The sequence below is a fragment of the Pseudomonas aphyarum genome, assembly GCF_028657055.1.
GTDB lineage: Bacteria > Pseudomonadota > Gammaproteobacteria > Pseudomonadales > Pseudomonadaceae > Aquipseudomonas > Aquipseudomonas aphyarum.
Genome location: NZ_JAMDGS010000003.1, coordinates 23,510 through 43,384 on the forward strand (window position 1 = coordinate 23,510; position 19,875 = coordinate 43,384).

General features: G+C 62.0%; 21 protein-coding genes. 8 read left to right on the forward strand and 13 right to left on the reverse strand.

Annotated elements, in window-relative coordinates; genetic code table 11:
- Positions 1-114: 114 nt before the first annotated feature.
- Positions 115-840, forward strand: a complete 726-nt coding sequence (locus M5G18_RS28995; protein WP_371857362.1) for a methyl-accepting chemotaxis protein — start codon at positions 115-117, stop codon at positions 838-840.
- Between the two features lie 491 nt (positions 841-1,331).
- On the forward strand, positions 1,332-2,981 hold the full coding sequence (gene mqo, locus M5G18_RS05210; RefSeq protein WP_007957153.1) for a malate dehydrogenase (quinone): 1,650 nt from the start codon (positions 1,332-1,334) through the stop codon (positions 2,979-2,981).
- A gap of 66 nt (positions 2,982-3,047) precedes the next feature.
- Here the strand turns inward: mqo and M5G18_RS05215 are convergent, their stop codons facing one another.
- A complete protein-coding gene (locus M5G18_RS05215) occupies positions 3,048-3,476 on the reverse strand; it encodes a nuclear transport factor 2 family protein (RefSeq protein ID WP_273897170.1) in 429 nt (142 codons plus the stop codon).
- A 419-nt stretch (positions 3,477-3,895) separates the two neighbouring features.
- Between M5G18_RS05215 and M5G18_RS05220 the strand changes: the two genes are divergently transcribed.
- A complete protein-coding gene (locus tag M5G18_RS05220) occupies positions 3,896-4,342 on the forward strand; it encodes an NUDIX hydrolase (RefSeq protein WP_273897171.1) in 447 nt (148 codons plus the stop codon).
- Between the two features lie 9 nt (positions 4,343-4,351).
- On the opposite strand, the gene M5G18_RS05225 is transcribed toward M5G18_RS05220, so the two are convergent.
- Positions 4,352-5,218 (reverse strand): CAP domain-containing protein, encoded by an 867-nt coding sequence (locus M5G18_RS05225; protein ID WP_273897172.1) that lies wholly within the window; start codon positions 5,216-5,218, stop codon positions 4,352-4,354.
- 131 nt (positions 5,219-5,349) lie between these two features.
- A complete protein-coding gene (locus tag M5G18_RS05230) occupies positions 5,350-6,120 on the reverse strand; it encodes an alpha/beta hydrolase (protein ID WP_273897173.1) in 771 nt (256 codons plus the stop codon).
- A gap of 111 nt (positions 6,121-6,231) precedes the next feature.
- On the opposite strand from M5G18_RS05230, the gene M5G18_RS05235 reads away from it, so the two are divergent.
- On the forward strand, positions 6,232-7,176 hold the full coding sequence (locus M5G18_RS05235; protein ID WP_273897174.1) for an aldo/keto reductase: 945 nt from the start codon (positions 6,232-6,234) through the stop codon (positions 7,174-7,176).
- Between the two features lie 25 nt (positions 7,177-7,201).
- On the opposite strand, the gene paoC is transcribed toward M5G18_RS05235, so the two are convergent.
- The 3 genes from paoC to paoA are packed head-to-tail and all read right to left on the reverse strand — an operon-like array spanning position 7,202 to position 10,991.
- Positions 7,202-9,400 (reverse strand): aldehyde oxidoreductase molybdenum-binding subunit PaoC, encoded by a 2,199-nt coding sequence (paoC, locus tag M5G18_RS05240; protein ID WP_273897175.1) that lies wholly within the window; start codon positions 9,398-9,400, stop codon positions 7,202-7,204.
- Complete coding sequence (locus M5G18_RS05245; RefSeq protein WP_273897176.1) at positions 9,397-10,353, reverse strand: FAD binding domain-containing protein; 957 nt, start codon at positions 10,351-10,353, stop codon at positions 9,397-9,399. The genes paoC and M5G18_RS05245 overlap by 4 nt, the downstream gene beginning before the upstream one ends.
- The gene (paoA, locus tag M5G18_RS05250) at positions 10,350-10,991 is read right to left on the reverse strand and encodes an aldehyde dehydrogenase iron-sulfur subunit PaoA (RefSeq protein WP_273897177.1); all 642 of its coding nucleotides are present in this window, start codon (positions 10,989-10,991) and stop codon (positions 10,350-10,352) included. The genes M5G18_RS05245 and paoA overlap by 4 nt, the downstream gene beginning before the upstream one ends.
- A 323-nt stretch (positions 10,992-11,314) precedes the next feature.
- Here paoA and M5G18_RS05255 point away from each other — a divergent pair, with 323 nt between their 5' ends.
- Entirely contained in the window at positions 11,315-11,521 is a 207-nt protein-coding gene (locus M5G18_RS05255) for a hypothetical protein (RefSeq protein WP_064382340.1), read from the forward strand.
- 43 nt (positions 11,522-11,564) lie between these two features.
- Here the strand turns inward: M5G18_RS05255 and M5G18_RS05260 are convergent, their stop codons facing one another.
- The gene (locus M5G18_RS05260; protein WP_085607515.1) at positions 11,565-11,837 is read right to left on the reverse strand and encodes a hypothetical protein; all 273 of its coding nucleotides are present in this window, start codon (positions 11,835-11,837) and stop codon (positions 11,565-11,567) included.
- Between the two features lie 223 nt (positions 11,838-12,060).
- On the opposite strand from M5G18_RS05260, the gene M5G18_RS05265 reads away from it, so the two are divergent.
- Both M5G18_RS05265 and M5G18_RS05270 read left to right on the forward strand, forming a co-directional pair.
- Complete coding sequence (locus M5G18_RS05265; protein ID WP_273897178.1) at positions 12,061-13,140, forward strand: hypothetical protein; 1,080 nt, start codon at positions 12,061-12,063, stop codon at positions 13,138-13,140.
- A 2-nt stretch (positions 13,141-13,142) separates the two neighbouring features.
- The gene (locus M5G18_RS05270; RefSeq protein ID WP_179695550.1) at positions 13,143-13,496 is read left to right on the forward strand and encodes a DUF1428 domain-containing protein; all 354 of its coding nucleotides are present in this window, start codon (positions 13,143-13,145) and stop codon (positions 13,494-13,496) included.
- A 15-nt stretch (positions 13,497-13,511) separates the two neighbouring features.
- Here the strand turns inward: M5G18_RS05270 and M5G18_RS05275 are convergent, their stop codons facing one another.
- Positions 13,512-13,706, reverse strand: coding sequence for a hypothetical protein (locus M5G18_RS05275; RefSeq protein WP_273897179.1), 195 nt, complete (start codon positions 13,704-13,706; stop codon positions 13,512-13,514).
- A gap of 107 nt (positions 13,707-13,813) precedes the next feature.
- Between M5G18_RS05275 and thpR the strand changes: the two genes are divergently transcribed.
- Positions 13,814-14,353 carry an RNA 2',3'-cyclic phosphodiesterase gene (gene thpR, locus M5G18_RS05280; protein ID WP_273897180.1) on the forward strand — a complete coding sequence of 180 codons (540 nt, stop codon included), beginning with the start codon at positions 13,814-13,816 and terminating at the stop codon, positions 14,351-14,353.
- 177 nt (positions 14,354-14,530) lie between these two features.
- Here thpR and M5G18_RS05285 read toward each other — a convergent pair whose 3' ends face one another.
- The 5 genes from M5G18_RS05285 to M5G18_RS05305 form a co-directional block, all read right to left on the reverse strand.
- Complete coding sequence (locus M5G18_RS05285) at positions 14,531-15,628, reverse strand: polyamine ABC transporter substrate-binding protein (RefSeq protein ID WP_039770922.1); 1,098 nt, start codon at positions 15,626-15,628, stop codon at positions 14,531-14,533.
- Positions 15,629-15,697: 69 nt separating this feature from the next.
- Complete coding sequence (locus M5G18_RS05290) at positions 15,698-16,582, reverse strand: ABC transporter permease subunit (protein WP_273897181.1); 885 nt, start codon at positions 16,580-16,582, stop codon at positions 15,698-15,700.
- Entirely contained in the window at positions 16,579-17,493 is a 915-nt protein-coding gene (locus M5G18_RS05295) for an ABC transporter permease subunit (protein ID WP_007957117.1), read from the reverse strand. The genes M5G18_RS05290 and M5G18_RS05295 overlap by 4 nt, the downstream gene beginning before the upstream one ends.
- Positions 17,490-18,632: a polyamine ABC transporter ATP-binding protein gene (potA, locus tag M5G18_RS05300; protein ID WP_007957110.1), complete on the reverse strand. Its 1,143-nt coding sequence runs from the start codon at positions 18,630-18,632 to the stop codon at positions 17,490-17,492. Before potA ends, M5G18_RS05295 begins: the two co-directional genes overlap by 4 nt.
- Before the next feature lie 219 nt (positions 18,633-18,851).
- Positions 18,852-19,613: a gamma-glutamyl-gamma-aminobutyrate hydrolase family protein gene (locus tag M5G18_RS05305; RefSeq protein ID WP_007957108.1), complete on the reverse strand. Its 762-nt coding sequence runs from the start codon at positions 19,611-19,613 to the stop codon at positions 18,852-18,854.
- Between the last annotated feature and the right edge of the window lie 262 nt (positions 19,614-19,875).

The following is a 19,875-nucleotide window of genomic DNA, read 5'->3' on the forward strand; positions in this document are numbered from 1 at the left end:
ATCGACGTGGTGCGACGCAATGCCCACGGCGTCAGCGGCATGAGCGAACAACTGAGCCACGGCTGCCATCAGGTGGCCGACAGCAGTCAGCAGCAAAGCACCGCCGCCGGCACCATGGCGGCGGCCGCGAGCCAGATGACCGCGAGCATCGAGGAAATCACCCGTCACGCCGAGCGGGCGCTGAACATGGCCAGCCAGGCCGAGTCACTGGCGAAAAACGGCGGGCAGGTGATCCATCAGGTGGTCAGCGACATGGACGACATCGCCCGTTCCGCCCAGCAATCGGCGCAGGTGATCCGCACCCTCGATCAGGAATCCGAGGGCATCTTCAACATCATCCAGGTGATCAAGAGCATCGCCGACCAGACCAACCTGCTGGCGCTCAACGCGGCCATCGAGGCCGCCCGGGCGGGCGAGCAGGGCAGGGGCTTCGCGGTGGTAGCCGATGAGGTCCGCAGCCTGGCTGCGCGCACCAGCGCCTCGACCCAGGAAATCGCCGCGATGGTCGCGCGCATCCAGAACAGCACCCGCGAAGCTGTCAGCAGCATGGAGGCCGGTGTCGCCCAGGTCGACAAGGGCATGGCGGTCACCGCCGACGTCGAGCGCGCCATCCGCGAAATCCTCGACGCCACCCTCAGCACCACACAACTGGTCAACGACATCACCCGCACCATCGGCGAACAGAGCCAGGCGAGCAACGAAATTGCCCATCAGGTGGAGATGATCGCGGGCATGTCGGAGGGCAACAGCAAGGTGATCGGCCAGACGGCCAATACCACGGATGAACTGTCGAGTCTGGCGGGGAGGCTGGCGCAGTCGGTGGATCGGTTCAGATTGTGAGGGCTGTTGGATCCTGCAGTTGATCGGCGCCGGAACCCTATTTGTAACAAGTGAAAGTCCGGATTCTGGAATGGCATGGCTGCTCAAACGGTTGAAAGGCTTAAGCCAGAGCCGCTGACGGGGGTCATGTTCGGCTACAGGCAGCCGATAAGTCCTTGAACGGATAAAGACTATCGAGTCGGGAACAGACGCGCGGGTTTGCCATGACGTGATATTCTTCGCCCCACTTGGTTTGACCTAATTCAGTCTGGCGCGCTTTTCGGCGAGCCAGACAGAACCCCTGTCGCTCAAGTAGCTGAAGCCAATAATGATAAGAAGTCAGTTCAGAAGGGACATATAACTGAGGTCGACGCAGCCTGTCGGCCTTGTGTGCCCACCCGTCAAAATTGAAGTGTGCCGGAACCCGCGACGCTGGCCTGAGTGTCGCGCAAAAGGGGACCTCATACGTACAACAGCGGCGGGCGGAAGGCGTTTTATCATAGGTGCAACAGATGTTTAAAAAAGTGAACACAGCCTTGCTGGGGCTGGCTTTGGCGATGGGGATGTCTTCCGCCAATGCCGAAGAAGCAAAGAAAGTCGACGTCCTGCTGATCGGCGGCGGCATCATGAGCACCACCCTGGGTGTGTGGATCAATGAGCTGGAACCGACCTGGTCGATGGAAATGGTCGAGCGCCTCGACGGCGTCGCCCTGGAAAGCTCCAACGGCTGGAACAACGCCGGTACCGGTCACTCCGCCCTGGCCGAGCTGAACTACACCCCGGAAGACGACAAGGGCAACGTCACGATCCCGAAAGCGGTCGAGATCAACGAAGCGTTCCAGGTCTCCCGTCAGTTCTGGGCCTGGCAGGTTCGTCAAGGCGTCCTGAAGGACCCTCGTTCGTTCATCAACACCACTCCGCACATGAGCTTCGTGTGGGGCGATGACAACATCAAGTTCCTGAAAAAGCGCTACGAAGCCCTGCAAGCGAGCCCGCTGTTCGCCGGCATGCAGTACTCCGAAGACCCGGCTGTGATCAAGAAGTGGGTTCCGCTGATGATGGAAGGGCGTGACCCGAACCAGAAAATCGCGGCCACCTGGAGCCCGCTGGGTACCGACATGAACTTCGGCGAAATCACCCGCCAGTTCGCCGGTTACCTGCAGACCAAGCCTAACTTCAGCATGAAGCTGTCCAGCGAAGTGCAGGACATCACCAAGAATGCCGATGGCACCTGGCGCGTTAGCTACAAGAACCTGAAAGACGGTACCAAGACTGAAACCGACGCCAAGTTCGTGTTCATCGGCGCCGGCGGCGGTGCACTGCACCTGCTGCAGAAGTCCGGTATCGAAGAAGCCAAGGAATACGCTGGCTTCCCGGTAGGCGGCTCGTTCCTGGTGACCGATAACCCGGCCATCGCCGAGCAGCACCTGGCCAAGGCCTACGGTAAAGCTTCGGTTGGCGCGCCTCCGATGTCCGTTCCGCACCTGGACACCCGTGTCCTGGACGGCAAGCGCGTCATCCTGTTTGGCCCGTTCGCGACTTTCAGCACCAAGTTCCTGAAAGAAGGTTCGTACCTGGACCTCCTGACCAGCACCACCACCCACAACATCTGGCCTATGACCAAGGTCGGCATCAAGGAATACCCGCTGGTCGAGTACCTGGCCGGTCAACTGATGCTGTCGGATGAGGACCGTCTGAACGCGCTGAAGGAATACTTCCCGAACGCCAAAGCCGAAGACTGGCGCCTGTGGCAAGCCGGCCAGCGCGTGCAAATCATCAAGCGTGATGAAGCCGCTGGCGGCGTGCTGAAACTGGGCACCGAAATCGTTGCTTCCAAGGACGGCTCCATCGCCGGTCTGCTGGGCGCATCCCCTGGCGCGTCGACCGCTGCACCGATCATGTTGAGCGTGCTGCAGAAAGTCTTCAAAGACAAAGTCGCCAGCCCAGAGTGGCAAGCCAAGCTGCACCAGATCGTTCCAAGCTATGGCACCCAGCTGAACAACGATCCAGCCAAAGTGGCTGAAGAGTGGGCCTACACCGCCAAGATCCTGCAACTGCCAACCCCTCCGGTGATTGGCCAGGCTGCAGCTCCAGCGGCGGACGCCTCGGCTGAAAAAGCCCCGGCTCCTAAAGAAAGCGCTGCACGTGACATGGCTCTGTAACCGGACGCCTGACACACGAAGCCCACTGAACCGGCGACGGTCAGTGGGCTTTTTTGTGTCCGGGTTTCAGGCCTTGGCGGCCGCCAGATAAGCCCCCAGCCGCCGGCCCATTTCTTCGCCCAACGCCTGCAACCCACTCAACGGCCGCACCATCACCTCGAACTCGACGATCTTGCCCTGTTCATCGAAGCGGATCATGTCGATGCCCTTGAGCTCTTTCGCTCCGACTTTGGCGCTGAATTCCAGCACCACATTCAGGCCATCGGCCGTCGCCAGTTCACGGTGGTATTTGAAGTCTTCAAACACTTCGAACACGGTGTTGAGGATCATCGAGACCACGGGGGCACCCGGGTAAGGCGTGTGTGCCATCGGCGAGCGGAATACCGCTTTGGGATCGAGCAACTCGGGCAGGGCCTTGAGGTTGCCGGTGCGGATCATCTCGTGCCAGCGGTTCAGGGATTCGGCGGCGTTGGGGTGCAGGTTCAGGTCGGACATGGTTTCACTCCTGTATTTTTTGTTGTTCTTTGCGCGGCGCCCATGACTCTAGATCAAAGCGGCGAGATGGAAACCATCTGTACCGATCTGAATATCGACCCATGCGCCAGCCCGATCCATCTGATCCGCTTTTTCCTGTCGAATCTGCATCTGTAACCATCTCAGCCACGGGCCCAAAATACCCCTGCCGTTCGGCCATACGCGACGCGCTTCATTCCGGAGCGCCCGGTGCGCCGGACATTCAGTATTCAGGAGGCCTTCATGGCTAAGATGGCGATTTTCCTCGGCGGCTTTCTTGTGTTGACCATCATGATTGGCGTCCTTGCCACGATTTCTCCGGTCTGAGATCAACTGCAGCGTGATCCCTGTGGGGTGTGATCTAATCGCCGGCCTTTTTTCCAGCAAACGGATTTCACCCCATGGCCGAGCAGCGTATTCGCGCACTTGCACTGTGTGTCTTTCACCACCAGGGCAAGATTCTGGTTAACCGGTTCCACGACCCGGTCGCAGACAAATCCTTCTACCGGCCTATCGGTGGCGGCATAGAGTTTGGCGAAACCAGTCGCGAGGCGATCGTGCGCGAAGTGCAGGAGGAGCTGGGTCTTTCAATGAAGGATCTACGCCTGCTCGGCACGCTTGAAAGCCTGTTCGTCTACAACGGCAAACCGGGGCATGAAATTGTCCAGGTGTATGACGCCCGTTTCGAAGACGCGCAGGTGTACGAGCAATTGCAGATAGACGGCCACGAAAGCGACGGCGCTCCGTTCACCGTGAGCTGGCAGGACAGTTCAAGCTTCACGGAGCAGTCGCCGCTGGTGCCTGTCGGTCTGGCGGCGCTGCTCGAGAGCGTCAAGATGCTGGGCTGACGGCCGGGGTCATTGCGCCCCGAACAGCATCGTCCAGTAAACCCCTTCATCACTGCGCGCCTCACTGGCAAACCCGGCGCCGACCTGGGTGAACATCGGGTTCATCAGGTTGGCGCAGTGTCCGGGGCTGGCCAGCCAGCCGGCCATGGCCTTGCCCGGTGAGCTTTGCCCGGCGGCGATGTTTTCGCCGATCTGCCGGCCACGGTAGCCGGCCGCCCGGGCGCGATCGGCCGGGCCGTCGCCGTCCGGGTCGCGGTGGGCGAAGTAGTTGCCGTAGGCCATCGCCTTGCTGTGGCCCTGGGCGGCGGCGCCGAGTGCCGGGTTCCAGCTCAAGGGCCGGGCGGCGGCGAAGCGCTGGCGACCGCACATACGCGGTCGGGCGCGGGCGGCGTTGACCTCGGCCAGCAAGGCCTTGCCGACGCTGCGGTTGTCGCCGACGCGGCTGTCGAGCACTGGCCGCGCCAGCACCACTTGCCATTCGCTGCGGGCGCGGCTGATGCCGATGTCGGCGTATTGACCGTCGAGCAGCGCGCCGCAGTAATCGCTTTGCAGCAGATCGAACGCCTCTTCGGCGTCCTGCGCACCGACGATCCGGATGCTGCGCACCGCCACGGCCGCGTAGCCGGAATCCTTCAGTCGTTCGCGCAACCCACCGCCGTAGCCATAGCCGACCGGCAACGCCAGGTTCGACTTCAGCGTCAGCGGCGCCAGCCGTTGGGTCGGGCGCCGGTCGCAGCGTTGCGGGTGGGCGCGGTAGTCGTTGATGGCAGCCACCAGTTGCCGCTCGGCGCCGGCGTGGGCAGAGGGAGAAAGCAGGGGAGAAAGGATCAACAGGCACAGCGAAACGAAGCGAGACGAACGAACGGCGTGGCGCATGGGACGCAAAGCTCTGAAAAAGGACAACACAGAAGGGGAGTGAACCGCAGAACGCGGCGCGGGTAGGACTGGCCTTTTTGCACTTGGTTCACGAAGCCGCGCCGGGTTTAAACGGCCCGCCGACGAAGTGCTCAGCGATTCAACACATCCTCGATCCATTGCAGATATTGCGGCCGTTCGGAAATCGAATTGTGTGCCGAGTCCTTCACCACTTTGAGCGTGGCCACACCGTCGGGAAAACTGTGCAGCAAGCGCTCGGTGCTGGCCCGTGGAATCACCTCGTCATCGCTCGCCGCCAGCAGCAGCGTCGGCACGCGGATGTGCGCCGCGTACTGACCTGACCGGAAACGATCCTTGAGCAACCACTGCACCGGCACCCACGGGTATTGGCGGGCGGCGATTTCTTCGAGGCTGTTGTAGGGCGTGACCAGAATCAGCCGCGCCACCGGCCGTTGGCTGGCCAGCCGCACCGCGACCCCGGAACCGAGGCTGCGCCCCAGCAGCGCGACCTGCGGATGACTGGCATACACCTGATCGAACAGCGCCAGCGCATCCTCGGCAATCGTTTCTTCGGAGGGCGAGCCGCCGCTGCCGCCAAAACCCCGGTAATGCAGCAAATACAGCGAATAGTCAGGAAACGCCTCGGAAAACTCGGGCAGATTGCGCGAAACATCTTCGGCATTGCCGCCGAAATAGATCAGCGCCCTGGGCCCGGCGCGCTCGCGCACGGTCACGCGGATCTCGGCGTCGGGCATGGCCAGCGTCAACCGTGACTCTGGCGAATCGAGGCTGGCGGGCTGGGGGAAATAGATCAGCGCCCGCTGAAAAACGAACAGCGCCGCGCACAGGATCAGGTACACGGCGACGATCAATGCGACGAGTGACAACAGGGTTCTGGACATTCGACTAACTTTAACCGGGCGCGCAGGTTGGCTGTCGCAGTGTAGTCCAACGGTTTTGCGGGCTGCGTCAAAACACAAGGTGCAACAGATCCACAGGGCAAGGGCGCCAGCATGAACCACACTGAGGGATATTCCCGCCGCCGGTTGCTGACGCTGGCAGCCGGGGTGTCAGCGGTTTTCACCTTTGACCGGGCGCTGGCCGCCATTACGTCGCCGAACGCCACAGGAGCCCAGACCATGCAGACCCGCGCCATCCCTTCGAGCTCCGAGCCACTGCCGCTGGTGGGGTTGGGCACTTATCGCGGTTTCGATGTCGCCCCCGGCGATCCGGTCTACAAACAATTGCCGGCGGTGCTCGGCGAGCTGTTCAAAAAGGGCGGCACGGTGATCGACAGCTCGCCCATGTATGGCCGCGCGGAAGAAACCACCGGTGAATTGCTGTCGATCCACGAACCGCGCTCGCCGGCATTCCTGGCGACCAAGGTCTGGACCCGTGGCCGCGAGGAGGGTATCGCGCAGATGGAGCAGTCGTTCAGCCTGCTGCGCACCGAGCGCATCGACCTGATGCAGATCCACAACCTGCTCGACTGGCAAACCCACCTGCCGACCCTGCGCGAATGGAAAGAGCAGGGCCGCATCCGCTACATCGGCATCACCCACTACACGCCGTCGGCCTATGAGGAGGTGGAAGCGGTGCTGAAGGCCGAGCCGCTGGATTTCCTGCAAATCAACTACGCCCTGGATGATCGCGGGGTCGAGAAGCGCATCCTGCCGCTGTGCCGCGAACGCGGGGTGGCAGTGATCTGCAACCGGCCGTTCGGCGGCGGCGACCTGCTCGCACGGCTCAAGGGCAAGCCGCTGCCGGGCTGGGCGGCGCAAGTCGGGGCCAAGAGCTGGCCGCAACTGGCGCTGAAATTCCTGCTGGCGCACCCGGCGGTGACCTGCGTGATTCCTGGTACCAGCAATCCGCTGTACATGGCCGACAACGCCGGCGCCGGGTTCGGGCTGATGCTGACCGATGCGCAGCGTCAACAGTTGATTGCGCTGGTGAGCTAGCCATCTCCCGGGAGCGCAACTGGTTTCAGATCATCGGTGGCAATGCATCGAGAATCTTGTCCAGGGTAATCGGGTACTCCCGCACCCGCGCGCCCGTGGCGTTGTAGATCGCATTCGCCACCGCCGCACTCACGCCGCAGATCCCCAGCTCACCGACCCCCTTGGCTTTCATCGGCGAGGAAACCGGGTCGGTTTCATCGAGGAAAATCACCTCCTGATGCGGGATGTCGGCATGCACCGGCACTTCGTAGCCCGCCAGGTCATGGTTGACGAAAAAGCCATGCCGTTTGTCCACCGCGAGTTTTTCCATCAACGCCGCGCCGACGCCCATGGTCATCGCGCCGATCACCTGGCTGCGGGCCGATTTCGGATTGAGAATCCGCCCGGCGGCGCAGACCGCGAGCATGCGCCGCACGCGGACTTCGCCGGTGGCGGCATCGACCGCGACTTCGACGAAGTGCGCGCCGAAGGTCGACTGCTGGTACTGCTTGGCGAGGTCGGCGAATTCGATGCTGTCCTCGACTTCGATTGCGGCGTGTTGCGCGGCCTCACGTAACGGCACGTTCTTGCTGCCCAGCCGCACGTGGCCGTCGGCAAACTGCGCTTCACCCGCGCTCATGCCGAGTTTGGCCGTGACCGCCTCGCGCAGTTTCATGCACGCCGCGTAGACCCCGGCAGTCGAGCAGTTGGCGCCGAACTGGCCGCCGGAGCCGGACGACACCGGAAAATTCGAATCACCCAAATGCACAACCACATCGTCGAGACGCACGCCCATCACTTCGGCGGCGGTCTGGGCAATGATCGTGTAGCTGCCGGTGCCGATGTCTGTCATGTCGGTTTCGACGGTGATCTTGCCGTCGCGCTCCAGCCGCACTCGCGCGCCGGACTTTACCAGCAGGTTGTTGCGAATCGCCGCCGCGACGCCCATGCCGATCAGCCAGCGACCTTCGCGACGGCTGCCGGGCGTTGCATTGCGCTTATCCCAGCCGAAGCGTTCGGCGCCGGTTTGCAGGCATTCGATCAGCCGCCGCTGGGAGAACGGGCGCTCGGTTTTCACCGGATCTACCTGCGTGTCATTGAGGATGCGGAACTGGATCGGATCGAGTTTGAGCTGTTCCGCCATCTCGTCCATGGCGATCTCCAGCGCCATCAACCCCGGCGTTTCACCGGGCGCGCGCATGGCGTTGCCTTCCGGCAGATCCAGTGGCGCCAGACGCATGCTCACCAGGCGATTTTCTGCGGCGTAGAGCAACTGGCTCGGCTGGGCCGCGACTTCGACCTTGCCGTCGGCGAGGTTGCCCGACCAGCCTTCATGGGCGATGGCTGTGAGTTTGCCGTCCGCCGTGGCGCCCATTCGGATGCGCTGGACGGTGGCGGGGCGGTGGGTGGTGTTGTTGGCGATCTGCGGGCGGGCGAGGGCAACTTTCACTGGCCGGTTCGCCAGACGTGCGCCGAGGGCGGCGAGGATCGCGTCGGCGCGAATGAACAGCTTGCCGCCGAAACCGCCACCAATGTACGGCGAGATCAACCGCACGTTTTCCTTGGGCAGGCCGAGGGTGGTGGCGATGTCGCCGACGCTCCAGGCGATCATCTGGTTGGAGGTCCAGAGCGTCACGTGATCGCCTTTCCAGGCGGCGAGTGTCGCGTGGGGCTCCATCATCGCGTGGGACTGATCCGGCGTGGTGTAGGTCTGATCGAACTGCACGGGCGCGGCGGCAAAAGCGCTGGCGAAATCGCCGTGTGTGACGTCCGGCAGTTCGTCTTTCGGCTCCACGCCCTGATCGCGCACGCTGGCCAGATCAAACTGACCTTTGTCGGCCGCGTATTCGACGTTGACCAATTGCGCGGCGGCCCGCGCCTGTTCGAATGTTTCGGCGACCACCAGCGCCACGGCCTGGTGATAGTGCTGCACTTGCGGCCCGGCCAGCAGGTGCGCGGCGTTGTATTTGCCTTTGCCGAGCTTGCCGGCGTTGGCGGCGGTGACAATGGTCAGCACCCCCGGCGCGGCGCGGGCGGCATCCAGATCAATGTGGGTGATGCGACCCTTGGCAATGGCCGAACCGACCATGACGCCGTAAGCCTGATTCTTGACGGCTTCATGTTGCTCGTAGGCGTAAGGCGCCTGGCCGCTGGTCTTCAGCGGGCCTTCGATGCGGTCGGTGGGTTTGCCGATGACGTTCAGCTGATCAATCGGGTTGGTCGTGGCGGGCGTGTCGAATTTCATGCTTCGTCCCTCGCTTGGGCCAGCACCGAGGCGATCGTGCGCTCGACCAGCGTCACTTTGAACTGGTTGTCCGGGGTCGGCGTGGCGCCGTCGAGCAGGCGCGCGCTGACAGCTTTCGCGCCTTGCGGCAACAGCGCTTCCGCCGCTTCGACCCGCCAGGGTTTCGGCGCGATGCCGCCGACGGCGATGCGACCGCCGCCATCCTTCTGCAGGATCAGACCGACGGAAACCAGGGCGAAGGCGTACGACGAGCGGTCGCGCACCTTGTGATAGACATGGGTGCCGCCCACCGGTGCGGGCAGGGTGACGCCGGTGATCAGCTCGCCGGGTGTCAGGCTGGTTTCGACATTCGGCGTGGTGCCGGGCAATTGATGGAAATCCGCCATGGCAATGCTCCGGGTGCTGCCATCGGCCTTGAGCGTTTCAATCTGGGCATCCAGCGCACGCATCGCAATCGCCATGTCACTCGGATGAGTCGCAATGCAGGCGTCGCTGACGCCGATGATCCCGAGTTGTCGACTGACACCACCAATCGCCGCGCAGCCACTGCCGGGTTTGCGTTTATTGCAGGCCTTATTGGTGTCGTAGAAATACGGGCAGCGCGTGCGCTGGAGCAGATTGCCGGCGGTGGTCGCCATGTTGCGCAACTGGCCCGATGCGCCGGCAAGCAAGGCGCGAGCGAGCAGCGCGTAGTCTTTCCGGACTCGGCTGTCGGCGGCCAGATCGGTGTTGCGCACCAGTGCGCCGATGCGCAAGCCGCCGTCGTCGGTGGCTTCGATCTGGTCGAGGCCAAGGTGGTTGACGTCAATCAGTTGCTGGGGCGTTTCGATGTCGAGTTTCATCAAGTCCAGCAGATTGGTGCCGCCGGCGATGAAACGTGCACCTTCGATTTGCGCGGCTTGGGCGGCGGCTGCGGCAGGAGAGTCGGCGCGGCTGTAATTGAACGCTCTCATGCTGGCACCTCCGCGACTTCGCTGATGGCTTCGATGATGTTCGAGTAGGCGCCGCAACGGCAGATGTTGCCGCTCATGCGTTCCTGCAATTCACTGGCGATCAGTTGCGGCGGTTCGGTGAGGCTGGCGCTGGCGTGGCTGGGGATGCCGTCGCGGATTTCCTGAAGCACCGCCACCGCCGAACAGATCTGCCCCGGCGTGCAGTAGCCGCACTGGTAACCGTCATACTTGATGAACGCCGCCTGCATCGGATGCAGATGGTCGGGCATGCCAAGGCCTTCGATGGTGGTGACGTTGGCGCCGTCCTGCATCACCGCCAGGGTCAGGCAGGAATTGATTCGCCGGCCATCGACGATCACCGTGCAGGCGCCGCACTGGCCGTGGTCGCAGCCCTTTTTGCTGCCGGTCAGGTGCAGGTGTTCGCGCAGCGCATCGAGCAGTGTGGTGCGGGTGTCGATCTCCAGCGTCTGCGGCTTGCCGTTGACTTCAAGGGTCACTTTGGCCATGGCCGGTTGCTCCAGAGTGGCCGCGTAGGCCTTGAGGCTGATGAAGGGCGGCATCGCGAACGCAGTCGCGGTCACGGCCCCGAGAATCAGGAAACGGCGTCGGGAAATCGCCAACGGCGGATGGTCGTTCATGGCTGGGCTTCCTCTGATCAGGGCGGCAGGTTGCAAATGACCCGCCAGGGCACGCCGGCGTGGTAGCCAGTCTTGGTCTGTTCTAGGAGTGACCGCAGGGGGGAGGAAAAGGTTTTGTCGGATTTCGCCCCAGTCAAAGCCATCAAACAGCCACCGGATGGACGGGAAGGACGCGGCAAGCAGGGCGATGAACGGTCGTTGATGGCCACTGAATCAAAGCCTTTTTCCCCGGTCGTATCTGCGGCAGCGCGCACCGCGCCTTATCGACGTGGGCAGCGCTGACAGTTTCCGTCGTCAAGACCTTGGTTTTAGGGAAAATCTGAATGATGCGTGCAACAAGCCTGCTGCTGACTGTTTCCGCCGCCGTATTGCTGGGCGGCTGTGTGGCGGATTTCGATGATGACCATCGCCATGGCCGGCATTACGACCGCGATCATGGCCGTTACTACGATCACGACCGACGCTGGGACGACCGCGACGACGACCGCCGCGACGGGCGTCGTTATCACCGCGACCGGGATGATGACTGATTGAAACGAAGAGGGCGTTCCCCGACGGGAACGCCCTCTGGCATTAAAAATGAGCGCTCGCCCGGACGCTGGATCGCGCAGGCACGGAGGCCTCGATGTCCAGCAAATGGGTGGCGAGAATGTCGCTCAGAAAACGGAACTGATCGTTGAGGCCGACCACTTCATTGCTGAAATGATTGCTGGCGGCGGGCATCAACAGATCTTCGAAGGCTTCGTCGAACACCAGCGCCTGAGTCTTGCGCGACACGGCGTGCTGATCGTAGTAGTTGCTGCCGAAGACCGGGAAACTCACGGCGAGGGTGACGGTACTGATCATGATGTGAACTCCTCGTGCTGTGTGTTTCGGATGGGTTAATCGTGCCTTTGGCGAGCGGTCGGCGGAAGGCAATCGTCGCAATGGTGAATATCGACGCCATTGATGATTGGACGGATGCAGCCCTGACCAGCGGATAAACGGCGCACCGCACGCACCTATACTCATTTCATCTCTCCCGGATTCTTCGGGCCTCCTGCCCGAAGAACAGATAAGGACCGCCACCGTGAACCTGCGTGCGCTGCTCGTCGCCGCACTGGTGTTGCTGGCCGGCTGCGCTACCACGGCGCGGGCCCCGGTGAGCGCGCCGGCGGTGGTGGTCTCGCCGGCCACCTGGCAGCAGATCGACCGGGAAATCGTCAGCGCCTCGAAGCAGGCCACCGAGCAGGTCAAGCTGTTCGCCCGTGGCTCGATGGAACATTGGCGCATTCGGGTCTATGAGCAAACTGAAGAAAATTTCATCCCGTGGTTCAGCAGTTACTGGACCCAGGAATGGCTGTCGATGAAGGTCAGTTGGTACACGATCAGTGCCAGCGGCGAGCAGGATGCCTCGGCCAAGCGTCTGGCGGCCTATCTGCTGGAGCAATATCAGGAACGGGTGCTGGCGCCGGTGGCGGTGGAGATCGACCCGGACGCGATCCTCGGCCAGTCCACCGCGTTCTACGCTCAGCTGATGGCGCAGCAGATGCCGGTCATCGCCCAGCGCCACGGCGTGCCCATCGCCCAGCTCAACGGGCGGTTGCAGAAAATCCCCGCCATCGCCCTTGGCCCGCCGCCGGCTCGCGATGCTTCGCTGTATCAGGTTGTCAGCACTGAACCGTTGAACACGCTGCCGGCCTACGCCGCGTTGATCGACAAGATCCACACCGACGGCGGCTCGAAAGGCGTGGCCTCGACCGATACGGCGATGGCGCCGGTGGCCAAGCGCGCCAGCCAGCGCATGGAGGCGGAAATGGCCCCGCGCGGTGCTGCCAGTGCGGTGGCGGCAGCGGCAGGCAAACTGGCCGGGGCGCTGATTTCGGTCGGGGTGGCGGGCATCCGCGCGATCATTCAGGCCAACGACCGCCCCGACAGCGAGGCCTTGATCCGCAGCAGTCTGGGCAACACCTTCGACAAGGCCTGGGTGAAACTGGTGCAGAACCCGACCACCGGCGTGATGGCCGGCACACTGCACATGGCGGCGCAGGTCGAGGGCAATCTGGGCGGGCGGGACGAGCCGTCGGTCGGGTTGGGCGTCAAGCCTGTCGAATGGCGGCCACCCGAGTCGACTACTCAGCAGATCGAACCCACCCTGCAAGGAGAATGATCATGGCTTACATCGATGTGTTCGTGGCGCCCGTGCCGAATGCCAACCGCGAACAGTACAAGAAGCACTGCGAAATCGCCGCCAGGCTGTTCAAGGAATACGGCGCTCTGGAGGTGATTCAGGGCTGGGGCGATGACGTGCCGGACGGCAAGGTCACCTCATTCCCGATGGCGGTGAAACTCAAGGAAGGCGAAACCGTATCGGCGGGCTGGCTGGTCTGGCCGGACAAGGCCACCCGCGACGCCGGCATGGCGAAAATGATGGAAGACCCGCGCATGCAACCGGACGTCAATCCGATGCCGTTCGATGGGCAGCGGATGATCTTCGGTGGCTTCAAGGACATTCTCGAGCCTTGATGCCTCGTTGCCGGGTCAGTCCGCCGACGGGGTGATCCGGCAGCCTTTGCGGTTGCGAATCTGCTCGTCCGTCGGCCGCTCGCGGACGAATTCGAAACGCGGCTCACCTTCGCTGTAATGCACCAGCCAGCCCCATTCCAGTTCGCTTTCATCCTGTCCGGGATTCGGCGGTCGGGCCCACCAGGGTTCTTTGCTGAGGATCTCGCGCATGACGTCCTCCGGTTGATGGCAATCGTTGAACTATAAACCCCGTGCCGAGAGTCGCCAGAAACGGGCGTGTAGAATCCACGGATCTCGACGAACGAAGGAGCGTGGCTATGACGGACGAAACGCGCGGGGATCAACCGTTCAAGCGGCTGTTTTTCGCCCTGGACTGCCCGCCGGCGCAGCGCAAGGCGATTGCCCAGTGGCGCGGCGAACTGGGTTTGCGTACCGGCAAACCGGTGCCGGCGGACAACTTTCACCTGACGCTGCTGTTTCTCGGTGTGGTGCCGTTGGCGCAGATTGGCGAAGTCTGCGAGGCGGCGGCGAAAGTGCGTACGCCGGGGGAGGCGTTGAGGATTTCGCTGGATCGGTTGCAGGTCTGGCGGCGTGCCGGGGTGTTGTCGCTGGCGCCTGAGCAGGCACCGCAGGGATTGCTGCGGCTGGTGTATGCGCTGGAGCAGGCGATGTTGCCGTTCGGTTTTGAAGAGGCGACGCGCGAGTATCGTCCGCACCTGACACTGGCCCGGGACTATCGGGCGCCGGAACCGGAATCCGCCACGCCGCCGGAGTTCTTCCTGCGGGCTGAACGCTTTGCGTTGTTTGAATCCCACAAGGGCCGCTACCGCTCGCTGGCCGACTGGCCACTGATCTGAGCCCACAAAAAAAGGCGCCCGAGGGCGCCTGAATTCACCTGAACCGAGGAAGCCAGGTGACGCCGTTCAGAGCAGGGGGCAGCGGTGGTAAGGCGCTGCATGAACGGAAATCGATACTGACTGATCGTTCCCACGCGGACGGTTCGACGCCTCGACGTGGGAACGATCGTGGTGCCATTACTTGCCGAGTTTCACCCGGGTCCAGCCCCGGGTCATGATCCGTTGCGTGGCAATCGGTTGATCCGGCACCGCATACAACGTGGCCATCACCGCTTGTGGCGGGTACGAACCCGGATCGTTGCGGATCGCTTCATCCACCAGCGGCGTCGCGGCTTCGTTGGCGTTGCTGTAGCCGATGCTGTTGGTGACTTCGGCGATGATGTCCGGGCGCATCAGGAAGTTCATGAACAGGTAGGCGTTTTCGACGTTGGCGGCATCGCGCGGGATGGCGACCATGTCATAGAAACTGCCGGCGCCTTCCTTGGGAATGCTGTAGTCGATCTCGACCTTGTTGCCCGATTCCACCGCGCGGGCCTTGGCCTGCAGCACGTCACCCGAGTAACCGACCGCGACGCAGATGTTGCCGTTGGCCAGATCGGAGATGTACTTGGACGAATGGAAGTACGCCACCGACGGCCGGATCTTCATGAACAACGCTTCGGCTTCGGCGATGTGCTTCACGTCCTTGTCGTTCACCGGATAGCCCAGGTAGTGCAGGGCGGCCGGGAGCATTTCGGTCGGCGAGTCGAGGAAGCTGATACCGCAGGCCTTCAGCTTCTCGGCGTTTTCCGGTTTGAACAGCAGGTCCCAGGAATTGGTCGGTGCATTCTTGCCGAGCACTTCCTTGACCTTGTCCGGGTTGAAGCCGATGCCGATCGAGCCCCACATGTACGGGAACGCGTGGGCGTTGTCCGGATCACTGGCGGAGGCGTTTTTCAGCAGCACCGGGTTGAGGTTTTTCCAGTTTGGCAGCTTCGATTTGTCCAGGGTCTGATAGACCCCGGCCTTGATCTGCTTGGCCAGGAAACTGTTGGACGGCACCACGATGTCGTAGCCGGATTTACCCGCGAGCAGACGTGCCTCTAGGGTTTCATTGCTGTCGAACACATCGTAGGTCACGCGGATGCCGGTCTCGTCCTCGAACTTCTTGACGGTGTCCGGGGCGATGTAATCCGACCAGTTGTAAACGCGCAGCACCTTGTCGTTGGCCTGGGCGCCCGTGGCGATTGCGCCCAATAAGGACAGTGTCAGCAGAGTCCTGCCAAACATTTTCATCGGTGAAACTCCATTCTTTTTATTCAAAAGCTTTTAAGCAAAAGCGCAAAGCCGTAAAACGCGACGGCCCTAGGCCGTCGCTGCCACTCGTTGAGGTTGCGGTTGCTGCCACGATTCGTTGGCGGTCTGATCCATCGCTTCCTGAATCGCACGCTTGCGGTTGGCTTCTGCCTTGCGGCCGAAGTACCAGACCAGGAAGGTCACCAGCGACACCGCCAGCAGAATCAGGCTGGCCACGGCGTTGATCTCGGGCTTCACGCCCAGACGCACGGCCGAGAACACTTCCATCGGCAGGGTGGTGGAACCCGGGCCGGACACAAAGCTAGCCAACACCAGATCGTCCAGCGACAGGGCGAACGACATCATGCCGCCCGCCGCCAGCGACGGCGCGATCATCGGGATGGTGATCAGGAAAAACACCTTGAACGGTTTCGCGCCCAGATCCATCGCCGCTTCTTCGATCGACAGGTCCAGCTCGCGCAAGCGGGCGGAGACTACCACCGCCACATAAGCGGCACAAAACGTGGTGTGGGCGATCCAGATCGTGACGATGCCACGCTCCTGCGGCCAGCCGATCAGTTGCGCCATCGCCACGAACAGCAGCAACAGCGACAGACCGGTAATCACCTCAGGCATCACCAGCGGCGCGGTGACCAGACCACCGAACAGCGTGCGACCTTTGAAGCGTGTAACGCGGGTCAGCACGAAAGCGGCGAGGGTGCCCAACGCCACGGCAGCAATCGCGGTGTAGCAGGCGATTTCCAGCGAGCGCACCACCGAGCCCATCAGTTGGGTGTTGTCGAGCAGGCCGGCGTACCACTTCACCGACCACCCGCCCCACACCGTCACCAGTTTCGAGGCGTTGAACGAGTAGATCACCAGAATCAGCATCGGCAGATAAATGAACGTCAGGCCGAAGATCAGCATGAACTTTGAAAATCCGAAGCGTTTCATCCCCGTGCCTCCATCTCTTTGGCCTGGCTGCGGTTGAACAGCAGAATCGGCACAATCAGGATCAACAGCATCACCACCGCCAGGGCAGACGCCACCGGCCAGTCGCGGTTATTGAAGAACTCTTGCCACAGCACGCGACCGATCATCAGGGTCTCCGGGCCGCCCAGCAGTTCCGGAATCACGAACTCGCCCACCACCGGAATGAACACCAGCATGCATCCGGCGATGATCCCGTTCTTGGCCAGCGGCACGGTGATTTTCCAGAAGTTGTTGAAGTTGCTCGAACCTAGATCCTGCGCGGCTTCCAGCAGGCTGCCGTCGTGCTTCACCAGGTTGGCGTAGAGCGGCAGCACCATGAACGGCAGGTAGGCGTAGACCACGCCGATATACACCGCTGTGTTGGTGTTGAGGATCTCGATCGGGTGATCGGTGAGCCCGGTCCACATCAGGAACGCGTTGAGCAGACCGTTGTTGCTAAGGATGCCCATCCATGCATAGACGCGGATCAGGATCGCGGTCCAGGTCGGCATCATGATCAACAGCAGCAGGACGTTTTGCGTTTCCTTGCCGGTCTTGGTGATCGCGTAGGCCATCGGGAAACCGATCACCAGACACATCAGCGTACTGAGCAGCGCCACCTTCAGCGAACCGAGATACGCCGACAGGTACAGCTCGTCTTCGCCGAGCATGGTGTAGTTGCCGATGTTCAGGAACAGCTGGAATTTCTGTTCGGCGTAGGTGTAGATCTCCGAGTACGGCGGGATCGACAGCGCGGCTTCCGAGAAGCTGATCTTCATCACCAGAAAGAACGGCAGCATGAAGAACAGAAACAGCCAGATGAACGGGATGCCGATGACGAACTTTCGCCCGCTGGGCACCAGGCGCAGGAATTGCTGATTGAAGGTTCTCATGAGCGCAGTACCACGCCGCTGTCGTCTTCCCACCAGACGTAGACCTTGTCGTCCCAGGTCGGCCGCGCGCCACGGCGTTCGGCGTTGGCCATGAACGACTGGACGATCTTGCCGCTCGGCAATTCGACGTAGAACACCGAGTGGCCGCCGAGGTAGGCGATGTCATGCACCTTGCCTTCGGACCAGTTGTAGCGGGTCTCCGGCTTGATCGTGCTGACGAGCATTTTTTCCGGGCGGATCGCGTAGGTGATCGACTTGTCCTGCACCGAAGTGCTGACGCCATGACCGACGTAGATCTTTTGCTGCAAGTCCGGGCTGTGAATGATCGCGTGGCCTTCGAGGTCCTCGACTACGGTGCCGTCGAAGGCGTTCACGTTACCGATGAATTCGCAGACCATGCGGCTGACCGGCGCTTCATAGATGTCGACCGGGCTGCCGATCTGGGCGATCCAGCCCAGGTGCATGATCGCGATGCGCTCGGCCATGGTCATGGCCTCTTCCTGGTCGTGGGTCACCATCACGCAGGTCACGCCGACGCGTTCGATGATCTCAACCAGCTCAAGCTGCATTTGCGAGCGCAGCTTTTTATCCAGCGCGCCCATCGGTTCGTCGAGCAGCAACAGCTTCGGACGCTTGGCCAGGGAGCGGGCGAGGGCCACGCGCTGACGCTGACCGCCGGACAGTTGATGCGGGCGACGCTTGGCGTATTGGGTCATGTGGACGAGGCGCAGCATTTCTTCGACGCGGGCGTCGATTTCGCTGGCCGGCAAACGGTCCTGCTTGAGGCCGAAGGCGATGTTCTGCGCGACAGTCATGTGCGGGAACAGGGCGTAGGACTGGAACATCATGTTGATCGGCCGCTCGTACGGCGGCATGTCGGTGATGTCCACACCGTCGAGCAGAATGCGTCCTTCAGTCGGCCGTTCGAAACCGGCGAGCATGCGCAACAGGGTCGATTTGCCCGAGCCGGAGCCGCCGAGCAGGGCAAAGATTTCGCCCTGATGGATCTCCAGGGACACATCGTCCACCGCAGTGGTTTCGTCGAACTTCTTGGTGACTCGATCGACCTTCACCAGAACCTTTTTCGGTTGCTGATGACCTTCAAGAGCCTTCCTGTAAGTGCTGGAGGCGTTTGCCATGTGAAACTCCCAACAGGTTTCAGTCGCCGGGCCAACGCGGCCTGGCTTAAGAGTGGATTGCAGACCCGCACCGTGCGGGTTGTTCGGCGCCGCCGTCCTGGCTGCCGGGTGGTGCTTTTTGTTTTCGCGGTGTGTTGCTGATCGCGGATGACGGATGCGCAAACGCGCAGCCGCCGACCCCGCGGGGGCAGTAAATGTTTTTGCAATCGTTGGGTGGCGTCAGCGCTGGTTGCGTCGCGCCGCACGCTGGCGGCAAGCCTCGCCGAATGCCTGGAAAATCCGCAGGTAGTTCGGGTTGTCCAGCACTTGCCATTCCGGGTGCCATTGCACGCCGAGGGCGAAGGTCGGGCTGTGCTCCACCGAGACCGCCTCGATCAGGCCGTCCGGCGCCACGGCTTCGGCGCGCAGGCCGGGAGCGAGGCGGTCGATGCCTTGACTGTGAATCGAATTGACCTGGAATTCGCCCGGCAGCTCCAGCGCTTCGAACACGCCGCCGGCCAGCACCGTCACGGCATGGGCCGGGGCGTACTGCACGGCGACATCCGGGCTGTCGGCTTCGCGGTGATCGAGCATGCCCGGCAGCTCATGCACTTTCTGATGCAGGCTGCCGCCGAACGCCACGTTCATTTCCTGGAAGCCCCGGCAGATGCCGAGTACCGGAACGCCCGCCGCGATGGCTGCACGCAATAGAGGAAGGGTAGTGGCATCCCGCGCCGGATCGTGATCCGTGCCGGGAGCGCTGTCCGGGCCCTGATAGTGGAAAGGTTCCACGTTGGACGGCGAGCCGGTCAGCAACAGACCGTCGAGCTGACCCAGCAGGTCTTCGATTTCAGTCAGTTTGCCAAGGGAAGGAATGACGACGGGCAACCCCAGCGCCGCAACGCTGACAGCGCGAACGTACTTGTCGCCGCTGATGTGATAGGGGTGCAGGCCAATCTGTTTGACGCACGCAGTAACGCCGATCAATGGCTTGAATGCCATTTTTATTCACCTCGAAGTTTGACACTTGAACGAGCTTTTCCGGAGCTTAGCCTCGTTGATTTTAATTAACAACTCCCATGTAAAAAATTCTAAACGCCGTTCATCAAATCTTCATCAAGACCGGGGCTCTGGCGCCTGCTTTGGCACGAGAGTGTTAAAAAAAGCCCGAAAAATAAACGCTGAGCGGCCCTATGTTCGCTATTGACTTCACTTTGCCGTTCGGGTTGACTGGCTCGGCGAAACAGCAGTGAACATAATAATT